The organism is Saccharothrix algeriensis, assembly GCF_016907655.1.
Taxonomy (GTDB): domain Bacteria; phylum Actinomycetota; class Actinomycetes; order Mycobacteriales; family Pseudonocardiaceae; genus Actinosynnema; species Actinosynnema algeriense.
Genome location: NZ_JAFBCL010000001.1, coordinates 750,738 through 776,537 on the forward strand (window position 1 = coordinate 750,738; position 25,800 = coordinate 776,537).

Annotated in this window: 22 protein-coding genes and 1 pseudogene; 16 read left to right on the forward strand and 7 right to left on the reverse strand. The window is 72.7% G+C overall.

The genetic code is table 11. From position 1 onward, the window contains the following. Nucleotides 1–10: 10 nt before the first annotated feature. Both JOE68_RS03045 and JOE68_RS03050 read right to left on the reverse strand, forming a co-directional pair. Nucleotides 11–550 carry a YbaB/EbfC family nucleoid-associated protein gene (locus JOE68_RS03045; RefSeq protein ID WP_307819470.1) on the reverse strand — a complete coding sequence of 180 codons (540 nt, stop codon included), beginning with the start codon at nt 548–550 and terminating at the stop codon, nt 11–13. A gap of 340 nt (nt 551–890) precedes the next feature. Then, nucleotides 891–2,381 (reverse strand): carboxylesterase/lipase family protein, encoded by a 1,491-nt coding sequence (locus JOE68_RS03050; protein ID WP_204840820.1) that lies wholly within the window; start codon nt 2,379–2,381, stop codon nt 891–893. A gap of 42 nt (nt 2,382–2,423) precedes the next feature. Here JOE68_RS03050 and JOE68_RS03055 point away from each other — a divergent pair, with 42 nt between their 5' ends. The 4 genes and pseudogenes from JOE68_RS03055 to JOE68_RS03070 form a co-directional block, all read left to right on the forward strand. Then, complete coding sequence (locus JOE68_RS03055; RefSeq protein ID WP_239562108.1) at nt 2,424–3,077, forward strand: TetR/AcrR family transcriptional regulator; 654 nt, start codon at nt 2,424–2,426, stop codon at nt 3,075–3,077. A gap of 133 nt (nt 3,078–3,210) precedes the next feature. Further along, nucleotides 3,211–3,840, forward strand: coding sequence for a TetR/AcrR family transcriptional regulator (locus JOE68_RS03060; protein ID WP_204840821.1), 630 nt, complete (start codon nt 3,211–3,213; stop codon nt 3,838–3,840). Continuing rightward, nucleotides 3,815–4,405 carry a GNAT family N-acetyltransferase gene (locus JOE68_RS03065; RefSeq protein ID WP_204840822.1) on the forward strand — a complete coding sequence of 197 codons (591 nt, stop codon included), beginning with the start codon at nt 3,815–3,817 and terminating at the stop codon, nt 4,403–4,405. Before JOE68_RS03060 ends, JOE68_RS03065 begins: the two co-directional genes overlap by 26 nt. Before the next feature lie 367 nt (nt 4,406–4,772). Then, nucleotides 4,773–5,382 (forward strand): annotated as a pseudogene (locus JOE68_RS03070) (helix-turn-helix domain-containing protein); the annotation flags it as partial. Between the two features lie 9 nt (nt 5,383–5,391). Here JOE68_RS03070 and JOE68_RS03075 read toward each other — a convergent pair. Beyond that, complete coding sequence (locus JOE68_RS03075) at nt 5,392–5,949, reverse strand: TetR/AcrR family transcriptional regulator (RefSeq protein WP_204840823.1); 558 nt, start codon at nt 5,947–5,949, stop codon at nt 5,392–5,394. Nucleotides 5,950–6,059: 110 nt separating this feature from the next. Between JOE68_RS03075 and JOE68_RS03080 the strand changes: the two genes are divergently transcribed. Next, nucleotides 6,060–7,073, forward strand: a complete 1,014-nt coding sequence (locus JOE68_RS03080) for an NADP-dependent oxidoreductase (protein ID WP_307819471.1) — start codon at nt 6,060–6,062, stop codon at nt 7,071–7,073. A gap of 349 nt (nt 7,074–7,422) precedes the next feature. Here the strand turns inward: JOE68_RS03080 and JOE68_RS03085 are convergent, their stop codons facing one another. Then, nucleotides 7,423–8,283, reverse strand: a complete 861-nt coding sequence (locus JOE68_RS03085) for a UbiA family prenyltransferase (RefSeq protein WP_204840824.1) — start codon at nt 8,281–8,283, stop codon at nt 7,423–7,425. A gap of 36 nt (nt 8,284–8,319) precedes the next feature. On the opposite strand from JOE68_RS03085, the gene JOE68_RS03090 reads away from it, so the two are divergent. The 8 genes from JOE68_RS03090 (at nt 8,320) to JOE68_RS03125 (ending at nt 17,857) form a co-directional block, all read left to right on the forward strand. After that, a complete protein-coding gene (locus JOE68_RS03090; protein ID WP_204840825.1) occupies nt 8,320–9,378 on the forward strand; it encodes a type III polyketide synthase in 1,059 nt (352 codons plus the stop codon). Further along, a complete protein-coding gene (locus JOE68_RS32095) occupies nt 9,375–9,893 on the forward strand; it encodes an isoprenylcysteine carboxyl methyltransferase family protein (protein WP_307819472.1) in 519 nt (172 codons plus the stop codon). The genes JOE68_RS03090 and JOE68_RS32095 overlap by 4 nt, the downstream gene beginning before the upstream one ends. After that, nucleotides 9,886–10,917: an NAD(P)/FAD-dependent oxidoreductase gene (locus JOE68_RS03100; RefSeq protein ID WP_307819474.1), complete on the forward strand. Its 1,032-nt coding sequence runs from the start codon at nt 9,886–9,888 to the stop codon at nt 10,915–10,917. Before JOE68_RS32095 ends, JOE68_RS03100 begins: the two co-directional genes overlap by 8 nt. Continuing rightward, nucleotides 10,917–12,056, forward strand: coding sequence for an NAD(P)/FAD-dependent oxidoreductase (locus tag JOE68_RS03105; RefSeq protein ID WP_204840826.1), 1,140 nt, complete (start codon nt 10,917–10,919; stop codon nt 12,054–12,056). The genes JOE68_RS03100 and JOE68_RS03105 overlap by 1 nt, the downstream gene beginning before the upstream one ends. Before the next feature lie 69 nt (nt 12,057–12,125). Beyond that, the gene (locus JOE68_RS03110) at nt 12,126–13,007 is read left to right on the forward strand and encodes an SDR family NAD(P)-dependent oxidoreductase (RefSeq protein ID WP_204840827.1); all 882 of its coding nucleotides are present in this window, start codon (nt 12,126–12,128) and stop codon (nt 13,005–13,007) included. A 471-nt stretch (nt 13,008–13,478) separates the two neighbouring features. Beyond that, a complete protein-coding gene (locus JOE68_RS03115; protein ID WP_204840828.1) occupies nt 13,479–14,849 on the forward strand; it encodes a tryptophanase in 1,371 nt (456 codons plus the stop codon). 198 nt (nt 14,850–15,047) lie between these two features. Further along, nucleotides 15,048–16,277, forward strand: coding sequence for a metal-dependent hydrolase family protein (locus tag JOE68_RS03120; RefSeq protein ID WP_204840829.1), 1,230 nt, complete (start codon nt 15,048–15,050; stop codon nt 16,275–16,277). 434 nt (nt 16,278–16,711) lie between these two features. After that, nucleotides 16,712–17,857, forward strand: a complete 1,146-nt coding sequence (locus tag JOE68_RS03125; RefSeq protein ID WP_204840830.1) for a carboxylate-amine ligase — start codon at nt 16,712–16,714, stop codon at nt 17,855–17,857. Nucleotides 17,858–18,147: 290 nt separating this feature from the next. Here the strand turns inward: JOE68_RS03125 and JOE68_RS03130 are convergent, their stop codons facing one another. Further along, nucleotides 18,148–19,680: an alpha/beta hydrolase gene (locus JOE68_RS03130; RefSeq protein WP_307819475.1), complete on the reverse strand. Its 1,533-nt coding sequence runs from the start codon at nt 19,678–19,680 to the stop codon at nt 18,148–18,150. Between the two features lie 435 nt (nt 19,681–20,115). Between JOE68_RS03130 and JOE68_RS03135 the strand changes: the two genes are divergently transcribed. The 3 genes from JOE68_RS03135 (at nt 20,116) to JOE68_RS03145 (ending at nt 23,088) form a co-directional block, all read left to right on the forward strand. Continuing rightward, nucleotides 20,116–21,126 carry a glycosyl hydrolase gene (locus JOE68_RS03135; RefSeq protein ID WP_204840832.1) on the forward strand — a complete coding sequence of 337 codons (1,011 nt, stop codon included), beginning with the start codon at nt 20,116–20,118 and terminating at the stop codon, nt 21,124–21,126. A 155-nt stretch (nt 21,127–21,281) separates the two neighbouring features. Next, nucleotides 21,282–22,457 (forward strand): glycoside hydrolase family 27 protein, encoded by a 1,176-nt coding sequence (locus JOE68_RS03140; protein WP_307819478.1) that lies wholly within the window; start codon nt 21,282–21,284, stop codon nt 22,455–22,457. Between the two features lie 160 nt (nt 22,458–22,617). Then, complete coding sequence (locus JOE68_RS03145; protein ID WP_204840833.1) at nt 22,618–23,088, forward strand: RICIN domain-containing protein; 471 nt, start codon at nt 22,618–22,620, stop codon at nt 23,086–23,088. Nucleotides 23,089–23,165: 77 nt separating this feature from the next. Here JOE68_RS03145 and JOE68_RS03150 read toward each other — a convergent pair whose 3' ends face one another. Then, nucleotides 23,166–24,632, reverse strand: a complete 1,467-nt coding sequence (locus JOE68_RS03150) for a glycosyltransferase family 2 protein (RefSeq protein ID WP_204840834.1) — start codon at nt 24,630–24,632, stop codon at nt 23,166–23,168. A 124-nt stretch (nt 24,633–24,756) separates the two neighbouring features. Further along, the gene (locus JOE68_RS03155) at nt 24,757–25,734 is read right to left on the reverse strand and encodes a glycosyltransferase family 2 protein (protein WP_307819480.1); all 978 of its coding nucleotides are present in this window, start codon (nt 25,732–25,734) and stop codon (nt 24,757–24,759) included. Between the last annotated feature and the right edge of the window lie 66 nt (nt 25,735–25,800).

Genomic DNA, 25,800 nt, shown 5'->3' on the forward strand with positions numbered 1-25,800 from the left:
GCCCCTCCCCTCAACGCAAGTACGTGCTCGGCGGTTCGTCGTCTTCGACGCCGGCTGGAGCCGGACGGTTCCGCGGCGGTCGGCTGGATGGCGGAGCAGGCGGTGGCTGCCCGAACCGCGGCCCTGTGGCAGGTGCCGCAGGCTGCCCCGACTGCGGCGGCGTGGCCTGGGGCTGCCCGGCCGGCGGGGGCGCAGACGGCATGATCGGCTCGACGCCGGACGCCGCCATGCCCTGCTTGAACTGCTCCAACCGGTCACCCAGGATCGGGGCCAGCGCCGCGTCGAGCTGCCGGGCGGCATCCTGGGTGGCCGCCCGGATCGCGTCCAGGATCTCCTGCTGCAACGCCACGTGCGAGCGCCCCATCGCAGCCGGCGCAAGCTGCAACCCCAGCACGGCCCCGGACGGCGCCGCGGTCACGGTCACCGCACCGTCCCGGCTGCGCCCGACCCCGCGCAGCTCCTTCATCGCCTCCTGGAGCTGACTGGCCTTCGCCGCCTGCTCCTGGAAAGTCCGCAGCATGTCCTGCACACGCCTCTGCGGATCGACCACGACAACCCTCCGTTCGGTGGAACACCCGCTTCCGCCCAGGCTCCTGGGACCACGGGGACCTCGCCAGCACGGTAGCGGCACCGGTCCCGTCCGGCGGCGGCAACCGGACAACTCCCGGACCGATGACAAGATTGATGTTCGCCGGGAGATCGTGTCGACAGGGACGCGGTCCGCCGCCGACCACTGTGATCGTCACGCTATCGCGAGTGCCGTCATGGCGTGCTGCGAGTGGACGCGCGGTGCAGTTCAACGAGGACACCGAGCTGGACACGCCACAAGTCTCGACCAGCTTGGTGTGGGTGGTCGGCCGCGTCGCAGTCGCAGGAGCCGACCCGGACGGTCACGGGAGGTCGAAGGGGGCGGGGAAGTGGCCTTCCCAGACCTGACGGGACGCCTGTTCGGGGTAGGGCAGGGTCTTCGACTCGGTGTCCAGGACGCGGGTGAGGTGCTCGCCGGGCAGATGGGCGGACCAGCCCGCGTCGCCGGTGGTGACGAAGCGGACCCATGCCTCCCGGAGTTCGCGGGAGAGCGCGACGGCTTCGGCAGTGGGCTCCTCGCCGATGAGCTGGGTGCCGACGGGGCTGTCCAGCGTGCCGAACGCCAGGGGCATGTCGAGGCTGTGGCAGGCGCCCAGGATGCCGTCGAGGACCGGGGCGACCCAACGCAGCTCGAACAGGTACGAGGTGCCGCCGGCTGCGGTGTTCGCCTCGGCCAGCTTCTGTGATGGCATGCGGAAGAAGGCGTCGGAGTACACCGTCTCCACCAGCTCCTCCGGGGTCGCCTGCGGGAACGCGGCGCGGTAGGCCCGCGCGCCGTCCGGCTGCGGGGCGTGCGCTTCCAGGGCCACGCGGGCGTCCTCCTCGGTGAAGGTGCCGTACCGTCCGCTCACGACGCTGAAGTACCGGAATTCGTCCCGGGTGTGGCCGACGAGCAGTTCGGTCCCGCTGGCGCGCGCGCCGGTCAGCGCGGGCCAAGGCATTTCCGGGAGGACTTCGCCGTCGACGACGGGGCACAGCGCGGTGCCGGCCTCCGCGAGGCGTCCCCAGCTCTCCCGGTGCGCGTGGAGACCGGCGTTGAAGGAGGTGAGCTCGGCGGCCAGGCGCCACGGGTCGATGTCGCGCAGGGCCTCGGCGGTGGGGGCCGCCGCGCCGAGCCGGTCCGCGAACGCGGCGGTGGCCTGCCGTGCCAGCGCGGGGGTGCTGTACAGCCCCGGCACCGAGTGGGCGATGGCCCGCCGGAACAGGCCGCGCGCGGACTTCATCGTCAGCAGGGCGGCGACCGAGCCCGCCCCGGCGGACACCCCGCCCACGGTGACCCGGCCGGGGTCGCCCCCGAAGGCGGCGATGTTGCGCTGCACCCACTCCAGCGCCGCGATCTGGTCGAGGAACCCGCGGTTGGGCGGCACGTCGTCGAGGAACGCGAACCCCTCCGCGCCCACGCGGCAGTTGGCGGTCACCACGACGACCCCCGCCTCGGCCAGCGCTGCCGGGTCGAACATCGGGTCGCTCGACGCCGCCGAGAGGTAGCCGCCCACGGGGATCCACACCAGCACCGGCAGTCCCGCCGCGCCGGGGTCCGGGGTGCTGACGTTGAGCGTCAGCCAGTCGGGGCCCTGCGGGGACACGTCGACCGGCAGGGACAGCGGCACCGCGGGGCCGAACTCGACCGCCTGCCTCGTCCCCTCCCAGCGGTGCGGCGGCGCGGGTGCGGCGAAGCGGAGCGCTCCGACCGGGGGCTGGGCGTAGGGGATGCCGCGGAACACCGCGTGCCCCTGCCGCCGGCGCCCCTGCACCACGCCTTCCGCGGTCCGCACCTTCGGCTGCTCGGACATGGCGATTCCTTCCCTCGAGTGGATCCCAGGGTTATGGGTCAGATGTATTATGTCAACCGTATTGGAACGGGCACGGGCACGGAAGAGGGGCCGGCGATGCCGAAGCAGGTGGATCACCGCGGACGCCGCGAAGCGATCGCCCGCGCACTGTGGCGGGTGGTGGAGCAGCGCGGCGTCACGCAGCTGACGATGCGCGTGGTGGCGCAGGAGGCGGGCATGTCACTCGGGCAGCTGCAGCACTACTTCGCCTCCCGGACCGCCATGCTCTCCTTCGCCATGGATTTCGCGTCCGAGCAGACCTCGGCGCGCGTGCACCAGGGGCTCGAGAAGCTCGGTGACCGCCCGCACCCCCGTGACGTGCTGCGACTGACGCTCGCGGAAATGCTCCCCCTGCACGCCGACGCCCGCGCGACCAGCCGGATGAGCGCCGCCTACGTCCTGGAGGCGCTGCACGACGAGGCCGTGCGCGAGCAGGCGCGCCGCGGCCTCGTCCAAGGACGGGCCCTCGTCGAGCAGCTGATCCGCCGGGCGATCGCCGACGGGCACATCGATTCCGCCCGCGACCCGGCGACCGAGACCAACCTGCTCCTCGCCCTCACCGGCTTCACCCCCCTGATCGAACTCGACGTGATCGAGCCCCAGGACGCGCTCGCCGCGATCGACGTGCACCTGGACCGGCTGTTCAGGAGCACGTGACCTGCCCCCGGGCACGCTCGAAAGCCGCCTCCGACACGATCCCCTCCGATCACGGGACGAGCGGAATTGACGTGCCGCGCCGTCGCATTTAGAGTGAACTTCTGTTCATTCAATACTCCGGCGGAGGACGCGGTTGCCGAGGACCGAGGCGCAGTACGAGGCCATGCGGGCCGACACCCGGCGCCGGATCGAGATCGCGGCGGTGAGGCTCTTCGCGCGGCAGGGCTTCGCGGCCACGAGCGTGCGGGACATCGCGCGCGAGGCGGGGATCAGCACGGGGTTGATGTACCGGCACTACCAGACCAAGCAAGACCTGTTCGGCGACCTGGTCGCCCGGGCGGCGGACGGCCTCGGCGCCCTCGCCCGGCGGTTTCGGGACGACGTGCCCCCGGCCGCGCTGATCCGGGAGTTCACACGGGAGTTCGTGCACGACGTCCTGGCCGGCGACGGGTTCGTCGAGTTCTTCCTGATCATGAACCAGTCGTTCACCATGGCGGAACCGCCGGCGCAGGTGCGCGCGCTCAGAGCACGGCACGTCACGATGATGCGCAGCGCTGTCGGGCTGATCGGGAGAGGGCAACGGCTCGGCCAGTTCGACCAGGGGGACGCCGCGGAACTGGCGAGCTGTTACTTCGCCGCGCTCGGCGGGCTGGCGATGATGAGTTTCACGCTCGGGGATCGGTTCGTGGCGCCCAACCCCGCGATGCTGACGAACTTCTTGATCAAGGAGGGTACCGGTGCTGGAGATCCGACGGGCCGATGAGCTCGGCGAGAGCGCGCGGGCCGGGATCTGCGCGGTCTTCGTCGACGGTTTCGGCGAGTACCTGGACTACTTCGCGAAGGACCGGGCGAGGCTGGTGGACGCGTTCGCGCACATGCTGGTCCTCGACCTGTTCCACGTCGCCGTGATCGACGGGCAGCCCGCGGGCATCGCCGCCTGCACGGACGGGCAGCAGTTGCCGCTCCGGCACGATCGGGCGGTACTGCGGCAGCAGCTGGGCTTCGTCAAGGGGACGATCGCCGACTTCGTGTTCCGGCGCGAGTTCCAGAAGCCGTGGGCGACGACGACGGACGGGGTGGCGTCCGTCGAGTTCGTCGCGACCGCAGCGCAACACCGGGGCAGAGGCGTCGCGACCGCCTTGTTGAACCACCTGCTCGCGCTGCCGCAGTACCACGAGTACGTGCTGGAGGACGTCGCCGACACGAACGCGCCCGCGCTCGCCGTCTACGAAAAGCTCGGATTCCGCGAGTTCAGGCGGGAGAAGGTGCGACACACCAGGCGGACCGGCATCAACTACTACGTGTCGCTGAAGCTCGTTCAGGAGTAGGTCGGCGCGCCAGGACCATGTCACCACCTGCAGCCGCGGCCCGGTGCCAAGGAACCGAGCCGGTCACATCCCGCGGCCGAGCAGACTGCCATGCGGATCACCGCAACTCAGCGGTCCTCAGCAGTCAACTGGTGAACAAGCACCCCGGCATCTTCAACCACACCGCTGCACTCGCCACCACTGCCTCGGACACCCGGTCCGAGACCTGCCCATCACCGACCGCCCGGACAGCGCCCTCCCGGGGGAGCGTGAACCTGTTGCGGATCATGACGTTGGTGACGGCTGTCAAGGGCCGAGCAAGGGGACGGGTCTTCGGCGGCAGGATGGAAGTGCGGCCAACACATCCGCCGAGCAGAAAGACCCGTCCATGCTCCACCGTGACGCCCCGCTGTCCGTCGAAGGCCGCCACCGCCTGGTCCAACGCTGCCGAACCCGCCCGATCTCCCACGTCGCGGTCGAGATGGGCATCTCACGCCAGTGCGCTTTGAAATGGACCGCTATCGCCGCTTCGGCGAGGCCGGTCCGGTCGACCGTCCCAGTGCTCCGCACCGGCAGCCCACCGCGACCCCGGCCGCAGTGGTGGTCCGGATCGAGCGGCTGCGGCGGGAGCGCAAGTGGTCGGCCCGCCGCATCGCCCCGGAGCTCGGGGCCGAGGGCACGGCCGTGTCGGTGCGCACCGTCGGCCGGCACCTGGCCCACCTGGGGTTCAACCGCCGCCGGTTCCCCGACCCGACCGGGGAGAACAACCACGCGCCGCGGCGGATCGTCGCCCGGTGGCCCGGCCACATGGTCGACCTGGACGTCAAGAAGGTCGGGGTGATCCCTGACGGCGGAGGGTGGGGAGTCCACGGCCTGGCCAGTGAGCAGGCCGAACAGGTCGAACGCGCCAAGCACACCGGCACCGGCAAGACCGCTACGCGGCGCAGTCACACCTACCGCACTCCGCGGTCGACGGATTCTCCCGCCTGGCCTACAGCCTCATACACCTAGGCGGGACGCGCCTTCGTCACGATGGCGCTCATCGCGACCTCGAACAGGCGCTCGGCGCGCGCCTCCAGCCCCGGCTGGTCGCTGAGCCAGACGAGTGAGGAGACCAGGGCGAACAGGTCGGCGCCGTCGAGGTCGGCGCGTGCAGCGCCGGCCTCCTGGGCGCGGGTGAGCAGCCGCGCCCCGGACCCGCGCATCGCGACGCAGGAGGTGTGCAGCGCCGATTCGGGGTCTTCGATCGCCTGCACCATCGCCGTGACGACGCCGCGGTAGTTCGTGCAGACCGCGATGAAGTCGCGCAGCCACAGCACCAGCGCCTCGTCGGGCGGGTTCGAGGTCTCGACCTGCGCCGCCCGTTCGGTCAGCTCGTCGAAACCCGTGCGGAGCAGGGCTTCGAGCAGCGACTCCCGGGTCGGGAAGTGCCGCTGCAACGTGGCGAGCCCGACCCCGGCGCGGCGCGCGATGTCGCGCATCGACGCCTCGGCGCCCTGCTCGGTGATGACGGCGCCGGCGGCGACGAGCAGGCGGTCGTGGTTGACCCGGGCGTCCGCCCTCATCCGCTCTCCTTGCCTAAACGGGTCACTGACCCGTATTATCGGGTCAGTGACCCGGAAAAACGGGTCTCTGACTCGTTTCGAGTCTACCCCCGCGGGACGTGGAGGCAGCTGTGCCGACGGAGACCATGAACGCGATCCGCCTGCACGAGTACGGCGGACCCGAGGTGCTGCGCTACGAGGCGGTGCCCGTGCCCGAGCCGGGGCCGGGCCGGCTGCTCGTCCGGGTGCACGCGGTCGGCGTCAACCCTCCCGACTGGTATGCGCGCGAGGGGATGCCCGGCGTGCCGGCCGAGCTGAAGCCGCCGGTCGAGCTGCCCCTGATCCCGGGGACCGACGTCTCGGGCGTCGTCGCGGCGGTCGGCACCGGCGTCGAGGGCTTCGCGGTCGGCGACGAGGTGTTCGGCCTGCTGAACTTCCCGACCTCCTTGCAGGGCAACGCCTACGCCGAGTACGTCACCGCGTCGGCGGCGGACTTCGCGCACAAGCCGGCCGGTGTCGACCACGAGCACGCCGCGGCCGTGGCCATGTCGGGGCTGACGGCGTGGCAGTTCCTGATCGAGCTCGGCCACGACTTCCCCTCACCGTTCCAGCAGGCCCAGCACCGCCCGATGGCGCTCGACGCCGGGAGCACGGTCCTGGTCAACGGCGCCGCCGGCGGCGTCGGGCACCTCGCGCTGCAGCTCGCCAAGTGGCAGGGCGCGCGGGTCGTCGCCGTCGCCTCCGGCGCCCATGACGCGTTCCTGCGCGACCTCGGCGCCGACGAGGTCATCGACTACACGAAGGACCGCCCCGAGGAGGTCGCCCACGACGTCGACCTCGTCCTGGATTGCGTCGGCGGACCGCGGAGCAAGCGCTTCCTCAAGGCGATCAAGCGCGGCGGCTCCCTCTACCCGGTCTACTTCGGCGAGTTCGACGACGAGGAGAACGCGAGGCTGGGCATCACGGTCACGGCCACGCAGGTCCGGTCGAGCGGCGCGCAGCTGGCCGCGATCGGCCGCCTGCTCGAAGACGGCGCCCTCCGCGTCGCGATCGACAGCGCCTTCCCGCTCGAGGACGCCCGAGCCGCGCACGAGCGAGCCGCGCAGGGGCACCTCCAGGGCAAGATCGTGCTCACCGTCGCATGAGCCCGGCAGAGCGGCTTACCGTCCACGGGCCCCGGCCCGCTGCGCCTGCGCGCCGGACCGGCCTGATCGACAGGCGGAAGTAGGCCGTGGGAGCAGAACGGGAGCCATCCGGCGCGTTCAACCGCACCGAACCGCACCCGATGCCCTCGACAGCTTCACCCCATCTGCGAAAAGTGTGTCTTCCCGGTGGAGGGCCCGCATGGGATTCATTCCCACCGGAGAGGTCACCGGTCCGATCCCGATATCGCCCACAGGACACTTACCCGGTCAACGCCCATAGACGATTTTTGCCTGCGGACCGCTGACCGTTGCGAGGAGCAATCGCTCCCGACGTCACGGCACCCCCGGCTCAGCGCGTGTTCGTGATCAGCAGCACGACGTCCAGGACGGCGATCAGGAGGGTCAGCCGGAACGCCACGGGGCTGCGCGGTGCGCGGATCGCGGCCGCGGTGGTGGCGGCGGCCAGCGCGATCCCGAGCGCCGGCACGGCCAGCGCGAACCCCGTCGACGTGCCCGCGGGGGCGAGGCCGAGCACGACCGACGCGGCGGCCAGCGCCAGGGCCATGGCGATCACGCCGGCACGGGGGCCGAGCCGGTGGGGAAGCCCGCGCACCCCGGTCGCCGCGTCCGCCCGCAAGTCGGGTAGGACGTTGGCGAAGTGGGCGCCGAACCCGAGCAGCGCGCCGACGACCGGCACCCACCACGGCGGCCACTGCTGCCCGGGCAGCGCGGCGTAGGGCGCGACGGGCAGGGCGCCGAAGGCGAGCAGGTAGGCCGCGCCGGACCAGATCGTGGACTTGAGCCCGAGGTTGTACGCCCAACCGGCCGCGACCACGACCAGCAGGGCCGCCGCGGCGGCCGGCCCGAGCAGCGCGGACAACACGGCCGTCACCACCAGGGCGGTCGTCGCGGCGGCGGCGATCACCGCCCGCGGCACGGTCCCGGCGGCGACCGGCTTGTCCGTTCGCCCGACGGCGCGGTCCCGCGCGGCGTCGATCCAGTCGTTGGACCAACCGATCGACAGCTGGCCGGTGAACACCGCGGCGCCGAGCAGCGCGACCCGCCCCGCGGGGAGCCCCGTGCCGGCGGCCAGCGCCACGGCCACCGCGGTCACCGCCAGCCCCGGCACGGGGTGGCAGGCGCCCGCGAGGCCCCGCGACAACTCCAGCCTGGTCCGCGTTGCGCCCGGTACTGCCGTCGAGCCGGTCATCTGCCGAGTGTAGGCACAAGCCGTACCGTGGCACCGGTGACGACGATCCCGGCGGTCCGCGGTGTCCTGGCGCCGCACCGATACCCGCAGGAGCAGCTGACCGAGTGGTTCGGTCGGCTGTGCCTGCCCGACCGGACCGCGCGAGCCGTGGCGAGCCGGCTCCACACCAGTGCCCGGGTCGAGTCCCGCCACCTGGCGTTACCGCTGGAGCGCTACACCGAGCTGGACGGCTTCACGGCGGCGAACGACGCGTTCCTCCCGGTCGCGGTGGACCTCGGCTGCGAGGCCGCGCTCGCCGCCCTCGCCGACGCGGGCCTCGCGCCCTCCGACGTGGACCTGGTGGTGTCCACGACCGTGACCGGCATGGCGGTGCCCTCCCTCGACGCGCGCATCGCGTCGCGGATCGGCCTGCGCCCGGACGTCAAGCGGCTGCCCGTCTTCGGGCTGGGCTGCGTGGCCGGTGCGGCGGGGATCGCGCGGCTGCACGACTTCCTGCGCGGCTGGCCGGACTCGGTGGCGATGCTGGTGTCGGTCGAGCTGTGCTCGCTCACCCTCCAGCGCGAGGACGCCAGCACCGCCAACATGGTCGCGTCCGGGCTGTTCGGCGACGGCGCCGCCGCGGTGGTCGCGGTGGGTGAGCGGCACCCGGCCGCGACGGCGGGACCGCGCGTGGTCGACTCGGTCAGCCACCTGTACGAGAACTCCGAACGCGCGATGGGCTGGGACATCGGCAGCACCGGGCTGAAGGTGGTGCTCGGCGCGGAGGTCCCCGAACTCGTGCGCGCGCACCTCGCGGAGGACGTCGAGCGGCTGCTGTCGCCGCACGGTTTGGAAGTCGGCGACGTCGCGCGCTGGATCTGCCACCCCGGCGGGCCGAAGGTGATCGAGGCGATCCAGTCGGTGCTGGGCCTGGACGAGGACGACCTGGCGATGACGTGGAACTCGCTGCGGCGGATCGGCAACCTGTCGTCGGCCTCGGTGCTGCACGTGTTCGCCGACACGCTGGCCGACCGGGCGGCGGCCAGCGGTGATTGGGGCGTGGTCATGGCGATGGGCCCGGGGTTCTGCGCCGAACTGGTGCTGCTGCGGTGGTGAGCCAGGTGTGGTACTCGGTCCTGGTCGGGCTGGTCGCCGTCGAGCGGCTGGCCGAGCTGGTCGTGGCGAAGCGCAACCTGGCGTGGAGCCTGGCCCGGGGAGGGCGGGAGACCGGGTTCGGGCACTACCCGTTCATGGTGGCGCTGCACACCGGGCTCCTCGCCGGGTGCCTGGTCGAGGTGTGGGCCGCCGACCGGCCCTTCGCGCCCGCGCTCGGCTGGTCGATGCTGGCGCTGGTGGTGGCCTCGCAGGCGCTGCGGTGGTGGTGCATCCGCGTCCTCGGCCGGCAGTGGAACACCCGCGTCGTGGTCGTCCCCGGGCTGCCCCGCGTCACCGGCGGCCCGTACCGCCTGGTCCCGCACCCCAACTACGTCGCCGTCGTCGTCGAGGGCTTCGCCCTGCCGCTGGTGCACGGCGCGTGGCTGACGGCCGTCGCGTTCACCGCCCTGAACGCCGGGCTGCTGGCGGTGCGCATCCGCGCGGAGGACCGGGCGCTGGAGTCGGCCGGTGCCTGAACGCCTGCACGACGTGCTCGTCGTCGGAGGAGGTCCGGCCGGGCTCGCGGTGGCGCTGGGCTGCGCGCGTGCGGGCATGGACGTGGTGGTGTGCGAGAAGCGCGCCGGGGTCATCGACAAGGCGTGCGGCGAGGGCCTGATGCCCGGCGCCGTGCGCGCCCTGGCCGCGCTCGGCGTCGACCCGCCGGGGTACCCCATCGAGGGCATCACCTACCGGCAGGGCCCGCTGACCGCGCACGCCGCGTTCCGCACGGGGCCCGGCAGGGGGGTGCGGCGCACCGTGCTGCACGACGCGCTGCTCGGCGAGGTGCTCCGGCACGGCGTGCCGGTCCTGCCGATCGCGGTCGCGGACCTCTCGCAGCACGACGACCACGTGCGGGCCGGCGGCCTGCGGGCGCGCTACCTGGTCGCCGCCGACGGGCTGCACTCCGCGGTCCGCGGCCTCGTCGGCCTGGCCGGGGGCGGCGCGGGCACGCCCCGCTGGGGGCTGCGCCGCCACTACGCCCTCGCGCCGACCACCACCGCGGTCGAGGTGACGTGGGCGGCGCGGTCGGAGGCTTACGTGACGCCGGTCGGGCCGGGCACGCTCGGCGTCGCGATCCTCTCGTCGGCGCGCGGCGGGTTCGCCGAGCAGCTCGCCGCCTTCCCCGACCTCGCGGCCCGGGTCCGCGGGGCGGAGCCGGTCTCCCCGGTCCGGGGCGCGGGCCCGCTGCGGCAGCGGGCGTCGGGCCGGGTCGCGGGGCGGGTCCTGCTCGTCGGGGACGCGGCGGGCTACGTCGACGCCCTCACCGGGGAGGGGCTCGCGCTGTCCCTGACCACCGCGGCCGAACTCGTCCGCTGCCTGCGCGCGGGCCGCCCCGCCGACTACGACCGCGCCTGGAAGCGGACGTCGCGGCGGTCGCGCTGGCTGACCGAGGCCCTGCTGTGGGCGCGCGGGCGCCCCGCGCTCGCCCGTCGGATCGTGCCGGCCGGCGCCCGGGCGCCGGGGTTGTTCGCCGCCGTCGTCGACCAGCTCGCGCGCTGATGAGCGGGGTCGACTGGGACGTGGTGGTCGTCGGGGCCGGGCCCGCCGGGTCGACGGCGGCGATCGCCGCGCTGCGCGCCGACCCGTCCGCGCGCGTGCTCGTGCTGGACGCCGCCGACTTCCCGCGGGACAAGGTGTGCGGTGACGGCGTCGCGCCGCACGCCCTGGACGTGCTCGCCGGCCTCGGCGTGGACGTCGCCGGGCTCGCGGCCGGCACCGGGCCGGTCACCGCGCTGCGCCTGGTGTCGCCCAACGGCGTGCAGGCCAGGCGGGGCTTCGCGCGGCCGGCCTCCGTCATCCCCCGCGTGCTGTTCGACGCGAGGCTCGTGCGGGCCGCCCAGGACGCCGGCGCGGTGCTCCGGCGGCACCGCGTCCGCACGCTGGTCCAGCAGGACCGGGCGGTGCTCGTCGACGGCGCGATCCGCGCCCGGACCGTCATCGGCGGGGACGGCGCGGAGTCCGTGGTGCGGCGGCGGTGCGGCGCGGGGAGTGCGCGGGCCGGCACCGTCGCGATCGCGCTGCGCGGCTACACCGGCGCCGACCCGTGGCCGGGCGACGAGCAGCGGCTCGTCATGACCACCGCCCACTGGCCCGCCTACGCCTGGGTGTTCCCGGTCGGCGACGGCACCGCGAACGTCGGCTACGGCCAGCTCGTCCGCACCCCGCCGCCCACCCGCGCGGAGCTGACCGCGCGGCTGCACGACCTGCTCCCCGACCTGCCGCCGGTGCCGCTGCGCGGGCACCGGCTGCCGCTGTCACCGGGGCGCCCCGGCGTCGCACACGGCCGGGTGCTGCTGGCGGGCGACGCCGCGTCGCTGATCAACCCGCTGACCGGCGAGGGCATCTACTACGCGGTCCTCTCCGGCGCCCTGGCCGGCGCCGCCGCCGTGACGCCGGACCCGGCGGGCTCCTACCGCCGGTCCCTGCGGCACCGGCTGGGCAGGCACCTGCGGCACACCGACGTGCTCGCCCGGCTCACCCGCGGGCCGCGGCTGGTCGACCTGGCCACGGCCGCGGCCCGCGACGGCCGGCGCGCCTTCGACCGCCTCGTCGAGATCGGCCTCGGCGCGGGCACGCTCGACCTCCCGCTGGCCGCGGCGGTGCTCACCGCCTCCGTGCGGCGCGAGAACGCGCCGTGACCCGGGCCCGGGGGTCTCCCGATCCGGGGCATCCGGTGTCGGCCGGGATCGAACGGGTATGCCACTCCCATGTTCCCCAAACGGCCGGTCGAAGGTCGAGTCGTGCTGGTGACGGGCGGTTCCGCGGGCATCGGGCGCTCGGTCGCGGCCCGTCTCGCGGCCTCCGGCGCGACCGTCGTGACGTGCGCCCGCGACGGGACGCGGTTGCGGGCGCAGGCCCGCGACCTCCCCGGGAACGTCGACCCCGTCGCCTGCGACCTCACCGACCACCGACAGCGCCGTGAGCTGGTCGACCGCGTCGTCGAGCGCCACGGCCGGCTCGACGCGCTCGTCAACAACGCCGGCCAGGGCCGGGTCGGGATGCTCGCCGACCTGGACGCGGACGCCGTCGACGAGGTGATGGCGCTCAACGTCGTCGCGGTCACCGACCTCACCCGGCTGGCCCTGCCGCACCTCGCGGCGCGGCGCGGCGACGTGGTGATGATCGCCTCCGTCGCCGGGTGGGTGCCGATCCCGCCCCTGTCGCTGTACTCGGCCACCAAGGCGGCGGTCGACGGGCTCGTCCACGCCCTGCGGCGCGAATCACCGCCCGGGCTGCGCGTGCACAGCGTCAACCCCGGCCCGGTGCGCACGGAGTGGCTGCTGCGCGCGGCGGGTCTCCGGCCGAGCGACGACGAGGGCCGACGCGGGCACACGTTCGGCGTCCGACCGGAACGCGTCGCCGACGAGGTGCACCGGTGCCTCACCGGACGCCGGCACCGCACCGTCACCGTGCCGCGCTGGCTCGGTCCCGCGCGGTTGGCCGGCGCGCCGCCGCTGAGCAACGCCCTCGACCTCGTCCTGCCACCGATCGCGCCCCTGGTGGCGCGGTGGGGGCGCCGCTACCAGGACACGCTGGTGCGCCGGGCACGCGACCAAGGGCAACGGGACGACGACCCGGCCGCGCCATGAAGCCGCCCGGAGGTGCGCCGGCATGACGGCTCGGCCCGGAGGGGCGGATCGCCTCGGGCGACCGAGGAGCACTTCGGACACGCTGCCCTCGATGAGCCGGGTCTGACGTCGGGGCGCCGGCCGCGGTGGTCCTGGAGCAGAGTGGTCAGGGATCGCGGCAGGTTCACCCCGGCCACCTGCGGTCGGGCGAAGTTCGCGACAGGGATCAGCCCCGATCAGGCCCTCGCGGAACGCCCCTTTCAGGTGAACGTTACGCCCGGTCGGTGTAGGGCTGCCCCCTTCCGTGAACCCTGCCTGCGAGTCAGCAGCGGTTGGGCGCCGCAAGGAGGCGTGGGAGGACCGCCTGTGCCTCGGCGCCCTGGCGCGGACCACGGGGGTTTCCGACCGCACGCGGCCGGGGCGGTCGAGCGAACCCGCAGTCCGGCTGCCCGGGACTGCCTGAACTCCACGGGAGGCGTTTCCCACGTGTTCATGGAGCCTTTTCGCATCAAGGTGGTGGAACCCATCCCGCTGCCGTCCGCCGAGCAGCGGTCCGCCGCCCTGCGCAACGCGGCGTACAACGTCTTCGGCCTCCACTCCGAGGAGGTGACCATCGACCTGCTCACTGATTCGGGGACAGGCGCGATGTCGACTTCCCAGTGGAGCGCCCTGATGAAGGGGGACGAGTCCTACGCGGGGGCCGCCTCGTTCGAGCTCTTCGAGTCGGCCGTGCGCGAGTTGACGGGATTCCCCCACGTCCTGCCGACGCACCAGGGTCGCGGCGCGGAACACGTCCTGTTCAGCCTGCTGCTGGACGAAGGGGCGATCACCGTCAGCAACGGGCACTTCGACACGACCGCCGCCAACGTGAAGCTCGCCGGCGGTGAACCGGTGGACCTGCCGTGCGAGGAGTCGAAGTCGGCGGAAAGCGACTTCCCCTTCAAGGGCAACCTCGGCCTGGCGGCGCTGGAGGAACTGCTGGCCGGCGACCGGGGCGGCGACGTGGCGGCCGTGATCCTCACGCTCACCGACAACGCCAGTGGCGGCCACCCCGTTTCACCGGCCAACGCCCGCCGCGCGCGGGAGATCTGCGCAGCCCACGGGCTGCCGCTGTTCCTGGACGCGGCCCGCTTCGCGGAGAACGCTTACCTGGTCACCCAGCGCGATCCCGACTACCGCGAGAAGCCCGTTCACGAAGTAGCCCGGGAGTTCTTCGGGATGGCCGACGGAGCCTGGTGCTCGCTGAAGAAGGACGGTTTCGGCAACATCGGCGCTTTCCTCGCCCTCGAGGACGAAGGTCTGGCCGACCGCTGCCGCCAACTGGTCATCGCCACCGAGGGTTTCCCGACTTACGGCGGACTCTCCGGACGCGACCTCGAAGCGCTGGCCGCGGGGATCAAGGAGGCGGTCGACCCCCACCACCTCGCCTACCGGGCCGCCGGCGCCGAGTGGCTGGCCAGCGCCTTGGACGAGGTGGGGGTACCGGTCGTGCAGCCGACCGGCTGCCACGCCGTCTACGTGGACGCGGGCCGGTTCCTCCCGCACTTGGAACCGCAGGAGTTGCCCGGCGTGTCCCTGTCCTGCGAGTTGTACCTGGCGGGCGGCATCCGCACGGCGGAGATGGGCACGCTGGCGATGGGCCACCCCGATCCCGACGGTGGACCGGATGCTCCCGCACCGCGCGAACTGCTGCGCTTGGCCTTGCCGCGCCGCGTCTACACGCGAAGCCACCTGGAGTACGTCGTCCGCACGGCAGCCGGAATCGTCGAGCGCGCGGCGGAACTCCCGGCGTACCGCATCACGTCCCAACCCGAGCAGCTCAGGCACTTCTCGGCGAGCCTGGCCCCGATTCCCGGGGGCTGACCGGCGATCCGCTCCGCGGGCGAGGAAGGCCACCGGAGCACCCGGTGGACGTGTCCGGTGATCCACGCCGGCGTTCGCGGTGGAAAACCCGGTGCCCGGGACCGGCCGCACCGCACAGCAGGAGGAAGGGTGAACCGCTCCACGCGAGACGACCGCGGTGAACGCCGGGGGGAACCGGCGAAGGACGGCGGATCGGTCATGGTGACGGCCCGCCGGTTCTGGGACGGGGTGTCCCGCTCCCCCACCGGTCCCGTCGAGGTGCTCGTGCAAGGGCGGACCATCACCGCCGTCGGCAACGGGTTGGAACGGCCGCGCGGCACGTCCGTGATCGACCTGGAGGACCGCACGCTGCTGCCGGGGTTCATCGACTGCCACGTGCACACCGTCGACAGCCCTCCCGAGACGACCATCAGCGGGCAGACCCTCGCGGCGCTGCCGGCCCTGCGTTCCCTGCTCGCCAACGGCTTCACCACGGTTCGGGACCTGGGCTGCGCCGACCGGTCGGTCACCGTCGACTTGCGACAGGCCCAGCGGGACGGGATCGTCCAGGGGCCCGCGATGATCGTCGCGCCGCACATCATCTCCGCCCGCGGCGGCCACGGCGACAAGTCCATCGCGTTCGCCCCCCGGTTCGACGTGGAGGTCGGGACCCTGGCCGACGGGGTCGAGGAGATCCTCCGGGCCGTCCGGAGCGAAGTGCGCCTCGGCGCCGACTGGATCAAGTTCGCGGCGACCGGCGGGTTCAACTTCCCGCAGGACGACCCGGAACGGGTCACCTACACCGCGGAAGAGATGACCGCGCTCGTGGCGGCGGCGCGCGACCTGGGGATGCCCAGCGCCGCACACGCCTTCAACGACGAGGGGGTGCGGCGGTGCGTGCACGCGGGCGTCCGGACGGTGGAGCACGCCGCTCTCGCCGCACCGGACACGCTGGCGTTGATCGCCGGCCGCCGCGACTGCTGGCTGGTGCCGACCCACATGGTCACCGTCGGGCACCTGGCGCACCTCGACGACGACGCGTTCTGGACCGACAAGCCCGCGCACGTCCGGGAAAAGGTCCGGCAACACGAGGACCGGCTGCGGCGGAGCATTTCCACCCCGATCTCCGACGACATCCGGGTCGCGTTCGGGTCCGACTCCAGCGTCTTCCCGCACGAGGAGAACTGGCGCGAGTTCACCGCGATGGTGTCCACCGGCATGACCCCGCTGCGCGCGTTGCGGGCGGCCACCGTCGAAGCCGCCGCGCTGCTCGCCGTGCCCGACCGCGGCGCGGTGCGCCCCGGCCTGCTCGCCGACCTCGTGGCGATGCCGGGCAATCCCTTCGACGACATCGCCGCGACCGGAGAGGTCGACTTCGTCATGCAGCACGGCGCCGTCGTCAGCGGGCCCGGACAGCGAGGGGGCGCAGTCGCACGCGGGCAAGCCTGACGCGACCGCGAAACGTGTTGCGCCCCGATCGGCGCCGGGCGGTTTTTCTGGCGGATCGATCACGTGCCCCTGCGGGGAAACACCTGTTCGAGTGAAGGTCGAATTCGACGCCTCTGATCTTACCGGTGTTTTCGCCTCGCAGCGGAGTGGGTTGACGACGCCCGATCGGGGAACTCGAGTCACATGTGATGCGCGTTCACGTGAACGTGGGCGCGCGCGAAGACGACGGAGGTCGGGATGGGCGTCAGGGTGAACGGGAATCCGCCACCGATCCCGGGCGAGGACACCTTCCCCCGTCGAACGGCGACGCGGATCACCGCCGGCGGGGCCGGTGTCCGGTCGTCCGCCCGGACTGCGGGACGGGTCGGCGCCGGAGCCCCCACGCGGACGGGTGAGCGAGGGGCGTCGGCGACACCGCGTTCGAGGCATCGACCGTGCTGCCCGACGGCACCGGCGTGACGATCGGGGTGGAGGAGGAGTTCCTCCTGGTCAGCCGCGAATCCCTGCTGCCCGTCGACGGCGCCGCGGCGGTGCTGGCCGGCGTGGCGCCCACCGAGCTGGCCGGTGGGAGCCACGCGTCGCGCGAGCTGTGGGACACCGAGGTCGAGACGAGCACCGGGGTCTGCTCAGACCTCGCGCAGGTGCGGGACCAGCTCGCCCGCAACCGCGCCGCGCTGCGGCGTTCGGCTCGGGCCCACGGCCTGGAGCTGGTCCCGGCGGGACACCCGCTGTTCGGCGCGGAGACCGCACCGCCCAGGCGTGACGGCCACTACAGGTGGATGAGCGACACCTACGCGGGAGCCCTGGCCGACCAGGAGATCTGCGGCTGCCACGTCCACGTCGGGCTCGGCGACCGCGACACCGGCGTCGCCGTGCTCAACCACCTGGCGCCGTGGTTGCCGACCCTGCTGGCGCTCACCGCGAACTCGCCCTTCCGCCGGGGACGGGACACCGGGTTCCACAGCTGGCGGATGATGGTCCTGACCCGCGTGCCCGCCTCCGGCATCCCCCCGTGGTTCGGCTCGGCCGCCGAGTACGACGCCGACCTGGCCCGCCTTCGGGAATGCGGTCTGCTGCCCCCCGACCACGGTGGCTCGCGCCTGGCACGCCTGTCCAACCACCTGCCCACCATCGAGGTCCGCGTCGCCGACACCGTTGCCACGACCGATGAAGCGGTGCTCTACGCCGCCTTGGTCCGCGCCCTCGTGCGCACCGCGCTGGGCGAGTTGGACGCCGGTCGGGAAGGCCGCCGATCCAGCGACACCGTGCTCGGCGACGCGCTGTGGGCAGCCGCTCGGCACGGCCTCGACGGCTCTGCCGTCGACCCGTGGAGCGGCACGCGCGCATCACCGCACGCGATGGCGTCGCGCCTCTACCGGCACACCGAGGACGCCTTGACCACGACGGGCGACCTCGACGAGGTGCGCACGCTGCTCCGCACGCTGCTCACCCGCGGCAACGGGGCCATGCGGCAGCGCCTCGCCGCCGCGCGGCACGGCGTGCCGGGTGCGCTCGACATGCTCGCCCGGGACACGGGGGCGGAACACCTGCACCGCTCGGAAAGTCATCATCTCCGGTAGTCCTCCGGCTCGACCACCACGACGTGGTCCCGGTGCCACCCGGTGGTGTCGATCACCGGGAACGTCCGGCACGGCCTCGCCGGCCAGAGCCACCGCTCGACGCCAGGTGCGGAATGTGGACATGAGGGCTCTCCTTGCGTCAGGGTGGTCGGCACCGCTGTTCACATGTCGGTACCGGCCGACAAGAGATCCGGCGACGTGGTGCAGGAGTGGCTCGGGAACGCCCGCTGGGCACCGGTCGGGCCACCGGGAGTTCCCCCTCTGCCGACACTCGCCGCCGGAAACCGCGGTCACTGCGGGGCGACGTCGGCGCAGTCGACCCTCTTGTCCGGCAGCCGGCCGGTGGTCAGGAACGTCACCGTCGCCTCGTCCACGCACGTGGAGCCCTGGTTGTAGACGTAGTGGCCGCCGTTGTCCGCGCCGACGAAAGCCGCCCGCTCGCCGAGGACCCCGTACAGCCCGAGGCCGTCCTCCCACGGCGTGGCGTTGTCCCTGCGGTTCTGCAGGATCAGCGTGTTGCGCGGCCCCTTGTCGGTCACGCGGACGGGCTCTTCGACCGGCTCCGGCCAGAACGCGCACGCCCAGACGTTGGCCGGCATCCCCGCGGTGAGCGGCCAGGCCGCGCGGTCCTCGGCGGTGCGGCGGGCGTACTGCTCGACGTCGTCGGGCCACTGCGCGTCACCACAGGTCAGTGCCAGGAACATGGTGGCCTGGTTGTCGGCCGGCACGCCCGGGGTCGGCGGCGGCGCGGTGAACACCTGCCGCAGCACCTGGCCGTCCGCCTCGGTGAGCGTGCCGTCGGCCAGCGCGACGGCGGCCTTCCAGAACTGCGCGAGCACCGGGAGGGTGTCGTTGTGCAGCAGGAGGCTGTAGGTGACGGTGCGCAGCACCGAACCCGTCAGGGCCTGTGAGGTGCCGGGGACGGGCGCGGGGGTGCGGTCGAGGCGGTCGGCGAGGGCGAGGTACTTGCGGGTCACCTCGTCGGCGGTGCCGCCCAGCCCGAGCGTGGCGTGCTGCGCCGCGGCGACCTTCGCCGCGTCGGGGAAGCGTTCCGACATGGCCTTGCCCCAGTTGTCCGTCGCGTCGGCCCAGACCTTCGTGGGGTCGACGTTGCCTTCCAGGACCACCCGGTCGGCGCGATCCGGGAACAGCGAGGCGTAGACGGTGCCGAGGTACGTGCCGTAGGACTGGCCCCAGTAGGAGATCTTCTCCTCACCGAGCCCCATGCGGATGCGGTCCATGTCGCGGGCGGTGTTGGCGGTGGTGAAGTGCCGGAGCTCCTTGCCGGCGTTCGTCGCGCACCGCTCGGCGTCGGTGCGGGCGTGGTCGACGTTCGCGGTGATCGAGCCGTCCGCGGCCGGGTACGGGAAGAGGCCGGCCAGGGACGGGTCGTCCAGACCGCAGCTCTGCGGGGTGCTGTGCCCGACCCCGCGCGGGTCGAAGCCGATCAGGTCGTAGGCCGCCAGCACCGACGGCGGCAGGGTCGGCGCCACGGCACCCGGCGTGTCCAGGCCGGGCGAGGCCGGGCCGCCCGGGTTCAGCAGCAGGGCACCGCGGCGGTCGCCGGACTCCGCCGCCGGCAGCTTCGAGACGGCCACCTCGATCTCCCCGCCACCGGGGTTCCGGTAGTCGAGCGGGACCTTCACCGTCGCGCAGGTGAGCCGGGGGTCGCGACTGGCGCCCTCGGCCAACGCCGGGCACGCGCCCCAGGTGATGCGCGGCGCGGCGACCGCCTCGGTGACGGCCGGTGGTGCGCCCCCGCCGGTCGCGTCCCCTTCCGAGGCGGCGTCACAGGCCGCCACCGCCGCGACGGTGAACGCCACCGCGATCACCCTTCCGGCCCCTGTTGACCGTTGCACTGTCTTCAACGCCCTTGCCCTCCGGTTTCTCGGCGTGCCGCAACGCACTGACGCCGTCGCTGACGAAACCTACGAGAGGCTGCGACGCCACGAATCCCCCTGGCGTGGACACTCCCCTGTAGTCCTCACGGGGGACAACGGCCTGCGGTCGACCGACCGTCGCCCGATGCGTGGGCGGCGTCGCCCGAGAGCTGATCGAGTGGCCGAGCAACGACTTTTCGCGTGGGTCCGAACAAGGCCCGAGCGGTTTGCGCGGAACACGACGGCCTGGCAAGCAAAACGGTGTCCGCCCGAAACCTCGGCCCATCACCCGGAGGGTTGATTTCGTTTCGGCGTGAATTCGGCAATCGCTAGGCTGTCCCTGCTCCCGCCTCTTCCGCGGTCATCGAAGGAGATCGGATGCGCGCCCCGTCACGCCTGGCCTGGGCCCTGCTGGCCGTGGTGCTGGCCGCCCCGGCGCCGATGCCCGTGGCCGCCCAGCGGTTGCGCACCGGCGCGCCGCAGTGCTCGGTCGACCCGGTGACGCCCGACCCGACGCCGCAGGCGCGCAAGCTGCTCTGCTACGTGTACTCGCAGTACGGCAACCACATCCTCTCCGGCCAGCAGGAGTCGACGTGGATCGGCGGCCCGGACTACGAGATCGACCACATCCACGACAACACGGGCGAGCACCCGGCCATCCGCGGCCTGGACTTCGGCGACTCCAAGGACCTCGCGCCGCGCGCCATCGCGTGGTGGAACGCGGGCGGCATCCCCATGATCGGCTACCACATGGGCGCCCCCACCGAGCCCGACACCTACGACGGCACGAAGACGCCGGTGTCGATCGAGGCCGTGCTGACGCCGGGCACGGCCGAGCACCGCTCGTTCACCGACCGCCTGGACCAGGCCGCGGCCATGCTCCAGCAGCTGGAGGACGCGGGCGCGGCGGTGATCTGGCGGCCGTTCCACGAGGCCGGCGGCACGTGGTTCTGGTGGAGCATGGAGGGCGGGGCGCAGTACAACCGCCTGTGGAACTTCATGTTCGACCGCTTCACCCGCGTCAAGGGCCTGAACAACCTGGTGTGGCTGCACGGCTACGACGGCCGGCCGCAGTCGTCGTTCCACCCGGGCAAGGCCGTCGTGGACATCGACGGCGCCGACACCTACGCCGGCGACGGCGACTACGACCCGCAGAACGCCCTGTACAACTCCGTGCGCGACATCGTCGGCTCGTCGATCCCGATCGCGCTGCACGAGAACGGCCCCATCCCCGACCCCGACCTGCTCCGGTCCACCGGCACCCGGTGGGTGCTGTTCGGCACCTGGCACGGCAACCACCTGACCGCCGGCAACAGCGTCAGCCACCTGCGGAAGGTCTACGGCCACAGCTACGTCGTCACCCGCGACGAGCTGCCCGACCTCGGGTAACGGCCCCCGCGGGCGTCGGGGACGAGCGCCTCGACGTCGGCCGGGTGCGGCGGGCCGGTCCGGCCGAGCCCACGACCCGGTGAAAATCCGTGCCGCGAGTTTCCCGCTCGGCCGGTTTCTGGTTGCGTGGGCCGCATCGTCTTCCCGGAGGTGTCGTGCGCCGGTCGGTAGCCAAGGTCGCGCTCGCGGTGCTGTTCGCCTCCGCGGTGGTCGGGGTGGCGCCTCCCGCGGTCCACCCGGTGTCGGCGGGCTTGGCGCCGACTCCCCCGATGGGGTGGAACACGTGGAACCGGTTCGGTTGCGACGTGGGAGAGCGGATGGTCCGCGAGATCGCGGACGTGATGGTGGCGTCGGGTATGCGCGACGCCGGCTACACGTACCTGAACCTGGACGACTGCTGGATGGCGCGTGACCGGGACGAGCGGGGCAGGCTCGTGCCGGACCCGGTGAAGTTCCCCCACGGCCTCGCGCCGGTGGCGGACTACGTGCACGAGCGCGGGTTGAAGTTCGGCGTCTACGCCGACGCGGGCTCGAAGACGTGCGCCGGTTACCCCGGCAGCCTGGGGCACGAGCAGGTCGACGCGCGCAGCTTCGCCGAGTGGGGTGTCGACTACCTCAAGTACGACAACTGCAACAACGACGGCAGCCCGGCGGCCGAGCGGTACGCGACGATGGGGCGCGCGTTGCGCGAGTCGGGCAGGCCGATCGTGTTCAGCATCTGCGAGTGGGGGCACGAGCGCCCCTGGGAGGGCTGGGGGCGCAAGGCGGGCGGGCACCTGTGGCGCACGACCCGCGACATCGCCGACTCCTGGGCCAGTTGGACGGCGCTGCTGGACCTCCAGGTCGGGTTGGAGGAGCACTCCGGGCCGAACGGCTGGAACGACCCGGACATGCTGGAGGTCGGCAACGGCGGCATGGCCGAGCACGAGGACCGGGCGCACTTCACGATGTGGGCGCTGCTGAACGCGCCGTTGATCGCGGGGAACGACCTGCGGGTGATGAGCCCGGTGACCAGGGGCATCCTGCTGGACCGCGACGTCATCGCCGTGAACCAGGACTGGGGCGGGAAGCAGGGGCACCGGCTGCACGACGACGGCGAGCAGGAGGTGTGGGTGAAGCCGATGTCGGACGGGTCGGCCGCGGTGGTGCTGTTCAACCGGGGGTTGTCGGACCGCGAGATCGGCATCACCGTCGACGCGGTCGGCCTCCCGTCCGCGGCGGAGTACCGGGTGCTCGACCTGTGGACCAAGCAGCAGAGCACGACCACCGACGAGCTGCGCGCCCGCGTGCCGGCGCACTCCGTCGTGGCCTACCGGGTCTGGCTGACGTGAGCGATCCTGTCTGAAATCCCGGGGAAATCACCCGCACGAGTGCCGTCCGGTTCGTCGCGTGGGGGGTGCGGGGATTCCCCGGTAACGTCGTCCTGGTTCCGTCCCCGGACGAGGAAATTGATCAAAAATGACCTTTGGAACAGCGAGAAAACTGCTCACCTTGGCGGCCTCCATTGTCGTCTGCGGTTCCGTCATCGGCTTCGCGGGCACCGCGTCGGCCCAGGACGGCATCACGGTCCGCAACAGCAGCAGCGCCCGTTGCCTGGACGCCGACCTGGGCACCATCAGCGGCAACGGGACCAAGGTGCAGCTGTGGGACTGCCACAACGACGACAACCAGCTGTGGGACTTCGAGCACGGCGGCCTCATCCGCAACAACCAGAGCGGGCGCTGCCTGGACGCCGAACTGGACGACATCGCGCACAACGGCACGAAGGTCCAGTTGTGGGACTGCCACGGCGACAAGAACCAGATCTGGGATTACGACGCCGATCGCGGGGCGCTGGTCAACTACCTGAGCGGGCGCTGCCTGGACGCCGATCCGGGCGCGATCAACGGCAACGGCACGGGGATCCACCTGTGGGATTGCGACGGCCGGGCCAACCAGCAGTGGCGGTTCCAGTCGCCCTGAGGCGGCCGGGGCGTCGGTGGCGAAGCACCCGTGGAGGCGTGACAGGACTCGCGTGGGTCGGCTCCGGCCCACGCGGGTCAGTCGAGCGGTTGCCGGAGCGGCGCGTGGCGTTCCCCGTGCTCCCCCACCAGGCCGTGGCGCGTGAGCTCCCAGTGGTGGCGCTTGCCGGGGCGCAGCAGTTGGACCAGCGCCTTGTAGGCGGCGACGCTCATCAGCGCCCAGTACAGGGGAACGGTGAGCATGGTGGGCACGGCGCGGTGCAGGTCGCGCTGCATGCAGCCGGCCATGACCTGGTAGAGCATGGCGAGGTTCCCCGCGAGCATGGCGGCCGTTCCCGCGTAGAGCGCCGCCGGGGTGAACAGCGGTTGGATCAGCTCGGGACCGGTGACGAGGTACAGGCACGTCAACGACCAGAACAGCGGGTTGACCAGCGTGGTGAGGGTGGTGAAGCCGAACGTCAGCTGGAAGGCGAGGAACCCCCGCGGTCCCAGGTCCCGCAGCAGTCGCCAGGGGTCGCGCATGTGCACCAGCCAGGTCTGGAGGTAGCCCTTGATCCAGCGGCTGCGCTGGCGCACCCAGTTGCCCAGCTCGCTGTTGGCCTCCTCGTAGGTGACCGAGTCGAAGATCCGCACCTCCCAGCCGCGGCGGGCGATGCGCACGCCCAGGTCCGCGTCCTCGGTGACGTTGTGCGGGTCCCAACCGCCGAGCACGCGCAGGGCGTCCACCCGGAAGTGGTTGGACGTGCCGCCCAGCGGGATGGGCAGCCGGAAGCGGTCGAGCCCGCGCAGCGCCAGCGCGAAGTTCACGGCGTACTCGGCGGCGAAGTGGCGGGTCAGCCAGTTCGTCCAGGGGTTCCAGTAGGCCAGCTCGGCCTGCACGCACACCACCCGGTCCGGTTGGGCCTCCAGCGCCGCGGCCGCCTTGCGCAGCTGGTCGGCCTCGGGTCGGTCCTCCGCGTCGTAGATGACGCACAGCTCACCGGTGGCGCGGGCCAGACCGGCGTTGCACGCGTTCGGCTTGGTGCGTGGCCCGCCCTCGGGCACGAGCACCACCTCGAACTCCGGCGGCAGATCGAGGCGGTCCAGCGCCGCGCGGGTGACCTCGTCGTCCTGCTCGACCAGCAGCAGCACCTGGAGCCGTTGCGCGGGGTAGTCGAGCCGGTGGACGGTCTCGACCAGCTTCGGCAGCACCACCGCCTCGCGGTGCACCGGGAGGAGCACCGTGTAGGGCGGCAGGTCCCGGTCGGGGGTCCGGGCTCCGTCCCGCGCCCGGATGATGCGCGCGCCGGGGCCTGCGATCACCAGCAGGCACCGGAAGGAGATCAAGACCACGTAGACGGCCGTGACAGCGGCCACCGACGCCCGCGCCCACCACAGCGGGCTCGGCGCGGCGGCGGTCACGGCGCCCGCCACGACCGCGCCCGCCAGGGCGACGGACACCGCGGCCAGGGCGACCCGCTGCCCGCGGCCGAGCAGCCTGCGGGCGCTGAACCGCTCGGGGAGGACGGGGTGACCCGCCTGGTGCGGTGGGGAGCCGGTCGTCATGCGCGGCGCGGTTCCGCGTTCCGCCGCGGGAACCCGTTCGGGCGGTTCACGAAGACCTCCTCGCCGTGGCGGATCACCGTGTCGCGGCCCGTGCTCGCGGGCGGGCTCGTGCCGGTGACGGGTTTCACCGGTTCAGCATCCGGTCGCCCGGCTGCGCGGACCGGTCCGGCGCGGCCTGCGCCGGAACGCGCGGGTCGGTGGCCGTGCGCACGGACGAGACGGTGTAGAGGGGCCGGCCCTGCGCCTCGGCGTAGGTGCGGCCGATGTAGCTGCCCAGCACCCCCTGCATGGTGATCTGCACACCGCTGAGGAAGAACAGCGCGATGGAGGTGAAGGCCCAACCGGGCACCGCCGTCTCCGGCGCCAGGACCTTCACCCCGACCGTGTACACGATCCCCAGGAAGCTCAACAGCGAGATCGCGTAACCGAGCCGGCTGATCAACCTGAGCGGGGCGACGGAGAAACCGAGGAGGGCGTCCGCCGCCAACCGCAGCATCTTGCTCAGGGAGTAGCCCGTGGTGCCGGCGTGCCGCCGGTCCCGGTCGAACAGCACCCCGGTCTGGCGGAAGCCGATGTAGCTGACCAGGCCCCGGAGGAACCGGTCGCGCTCGCGGAACCGGCGCAGCTCCTCGACCACCTTGCGGTCCAGCAGCCTGAAGTCGCCGGTGTCACGCGGGATGTCGATCGAGGCGATCCTGCGCAGGACCCAGTAGAACGCGCTCGCGGTGAGCTTCTTGAACGTCGGGTCGCGGCGCGAGCGGCGTTGGGCGTACACCACCTCGTAGCCCTGCTGCCACTTCGCGATCAGCTCCAGGCTCACCCGTGGCGGGTCCTGCAGGTCGCTGTCCATGATGATCACGGCGTCGGCGTCGGCGAGGTCCAGGCCCGCGGTGACCGCCGTCTGGTGGCCGAAGTTGCGCGCCAGTTCGATCACCGTGACCCGGTCGTCCGCGTCGGCCAGCGCCTGCAGCCGACCGGCGGAGTCGTCCTCGCTGCCGTCGTCGACGTAGATGAAGGTGAAGCGGTAGCGGTCGGCGAGGTCCTGCGTGACCCGGCACACCGTGCCGTGCAGCAATTCGACGTTCTCCGCCTCGTTGTACACCGGGAAGACATACGCGATGGATCGCCGCCCGTCCCGTTGCCCGCCTCGGTCCACGGTGCCACCAAC

Coding starts and splice junctions, on each gene's coding strand:
- JOE68_RS03050 (WP_204840820.1), bottom strand. CDS start 2,381: ATGTCCGAGCAGCCGAAGGTGCGGACCGCGGAAGGCGTGGTGCAGGGG.
- JOE68_RS03055 (WP_239562108.1), top strand. CDS start 2,424: ATGTATTATGTCAACCGTATTGGAACGGGCACGGGCACGGAAGAGGGG.
- JOE68_RS03075 (WP_204840823.1), bottom strand. CDS start 5,949: ATGAGGGCGGACGCCCGGGTCAACCACGACCGCCTGCTCGTCGCCGCC.
- JOE68_RS03085 (WP_204840824.1), bottom strand. CDS start 8,283: ATGACCGGCTCGACGGCAGTACCGGGCGCAACGCGGACCAGGCTGGAG.
- JOE68_RS03105 (WP_204840826.1), top strand. CDS start 10,917: ATGAGCGGGGTCGACTGGGACGTGGTGGTCGTCGGGGCCGGGCCCGCC.
- JOE68_RS03110 (WP_204840827.1), top strand. CDS start 12,126: ATGTTCCCCAAACGGCCGGTCGAAGGTCGAGTCGTGCTGGTGACGGGC.
- JOE68_RS03115 (WP_204840828.1), top strand. CDS start 13,479: ATGGAGCCTTTTCGCATCAAGGTGGTGGAACCCATCCCGCTGCCGTCC.
- JOE68_RS03120 (WP_204840829.1), top strand. CDS start 15,048: ATGGTGACGGCCCGCCGGTTCTGGGACGGGGTGTCCCGCTCCCCCACC.
- JOE68_RS03135 (WP_204840832.1), top strand. CDS start 20,116: ATGCGCGCCCCGTCACGCCTGGCCTGGGCCCTGCTGGCCGTGGTGCTG.
- JOE68_RS03150 (WP_204840834.1), bottom strand. CDS start 24,632: ATGACGACCGGCTCCCCACCGCACCAGGCGGGTCACCCCGTCCTCCCC.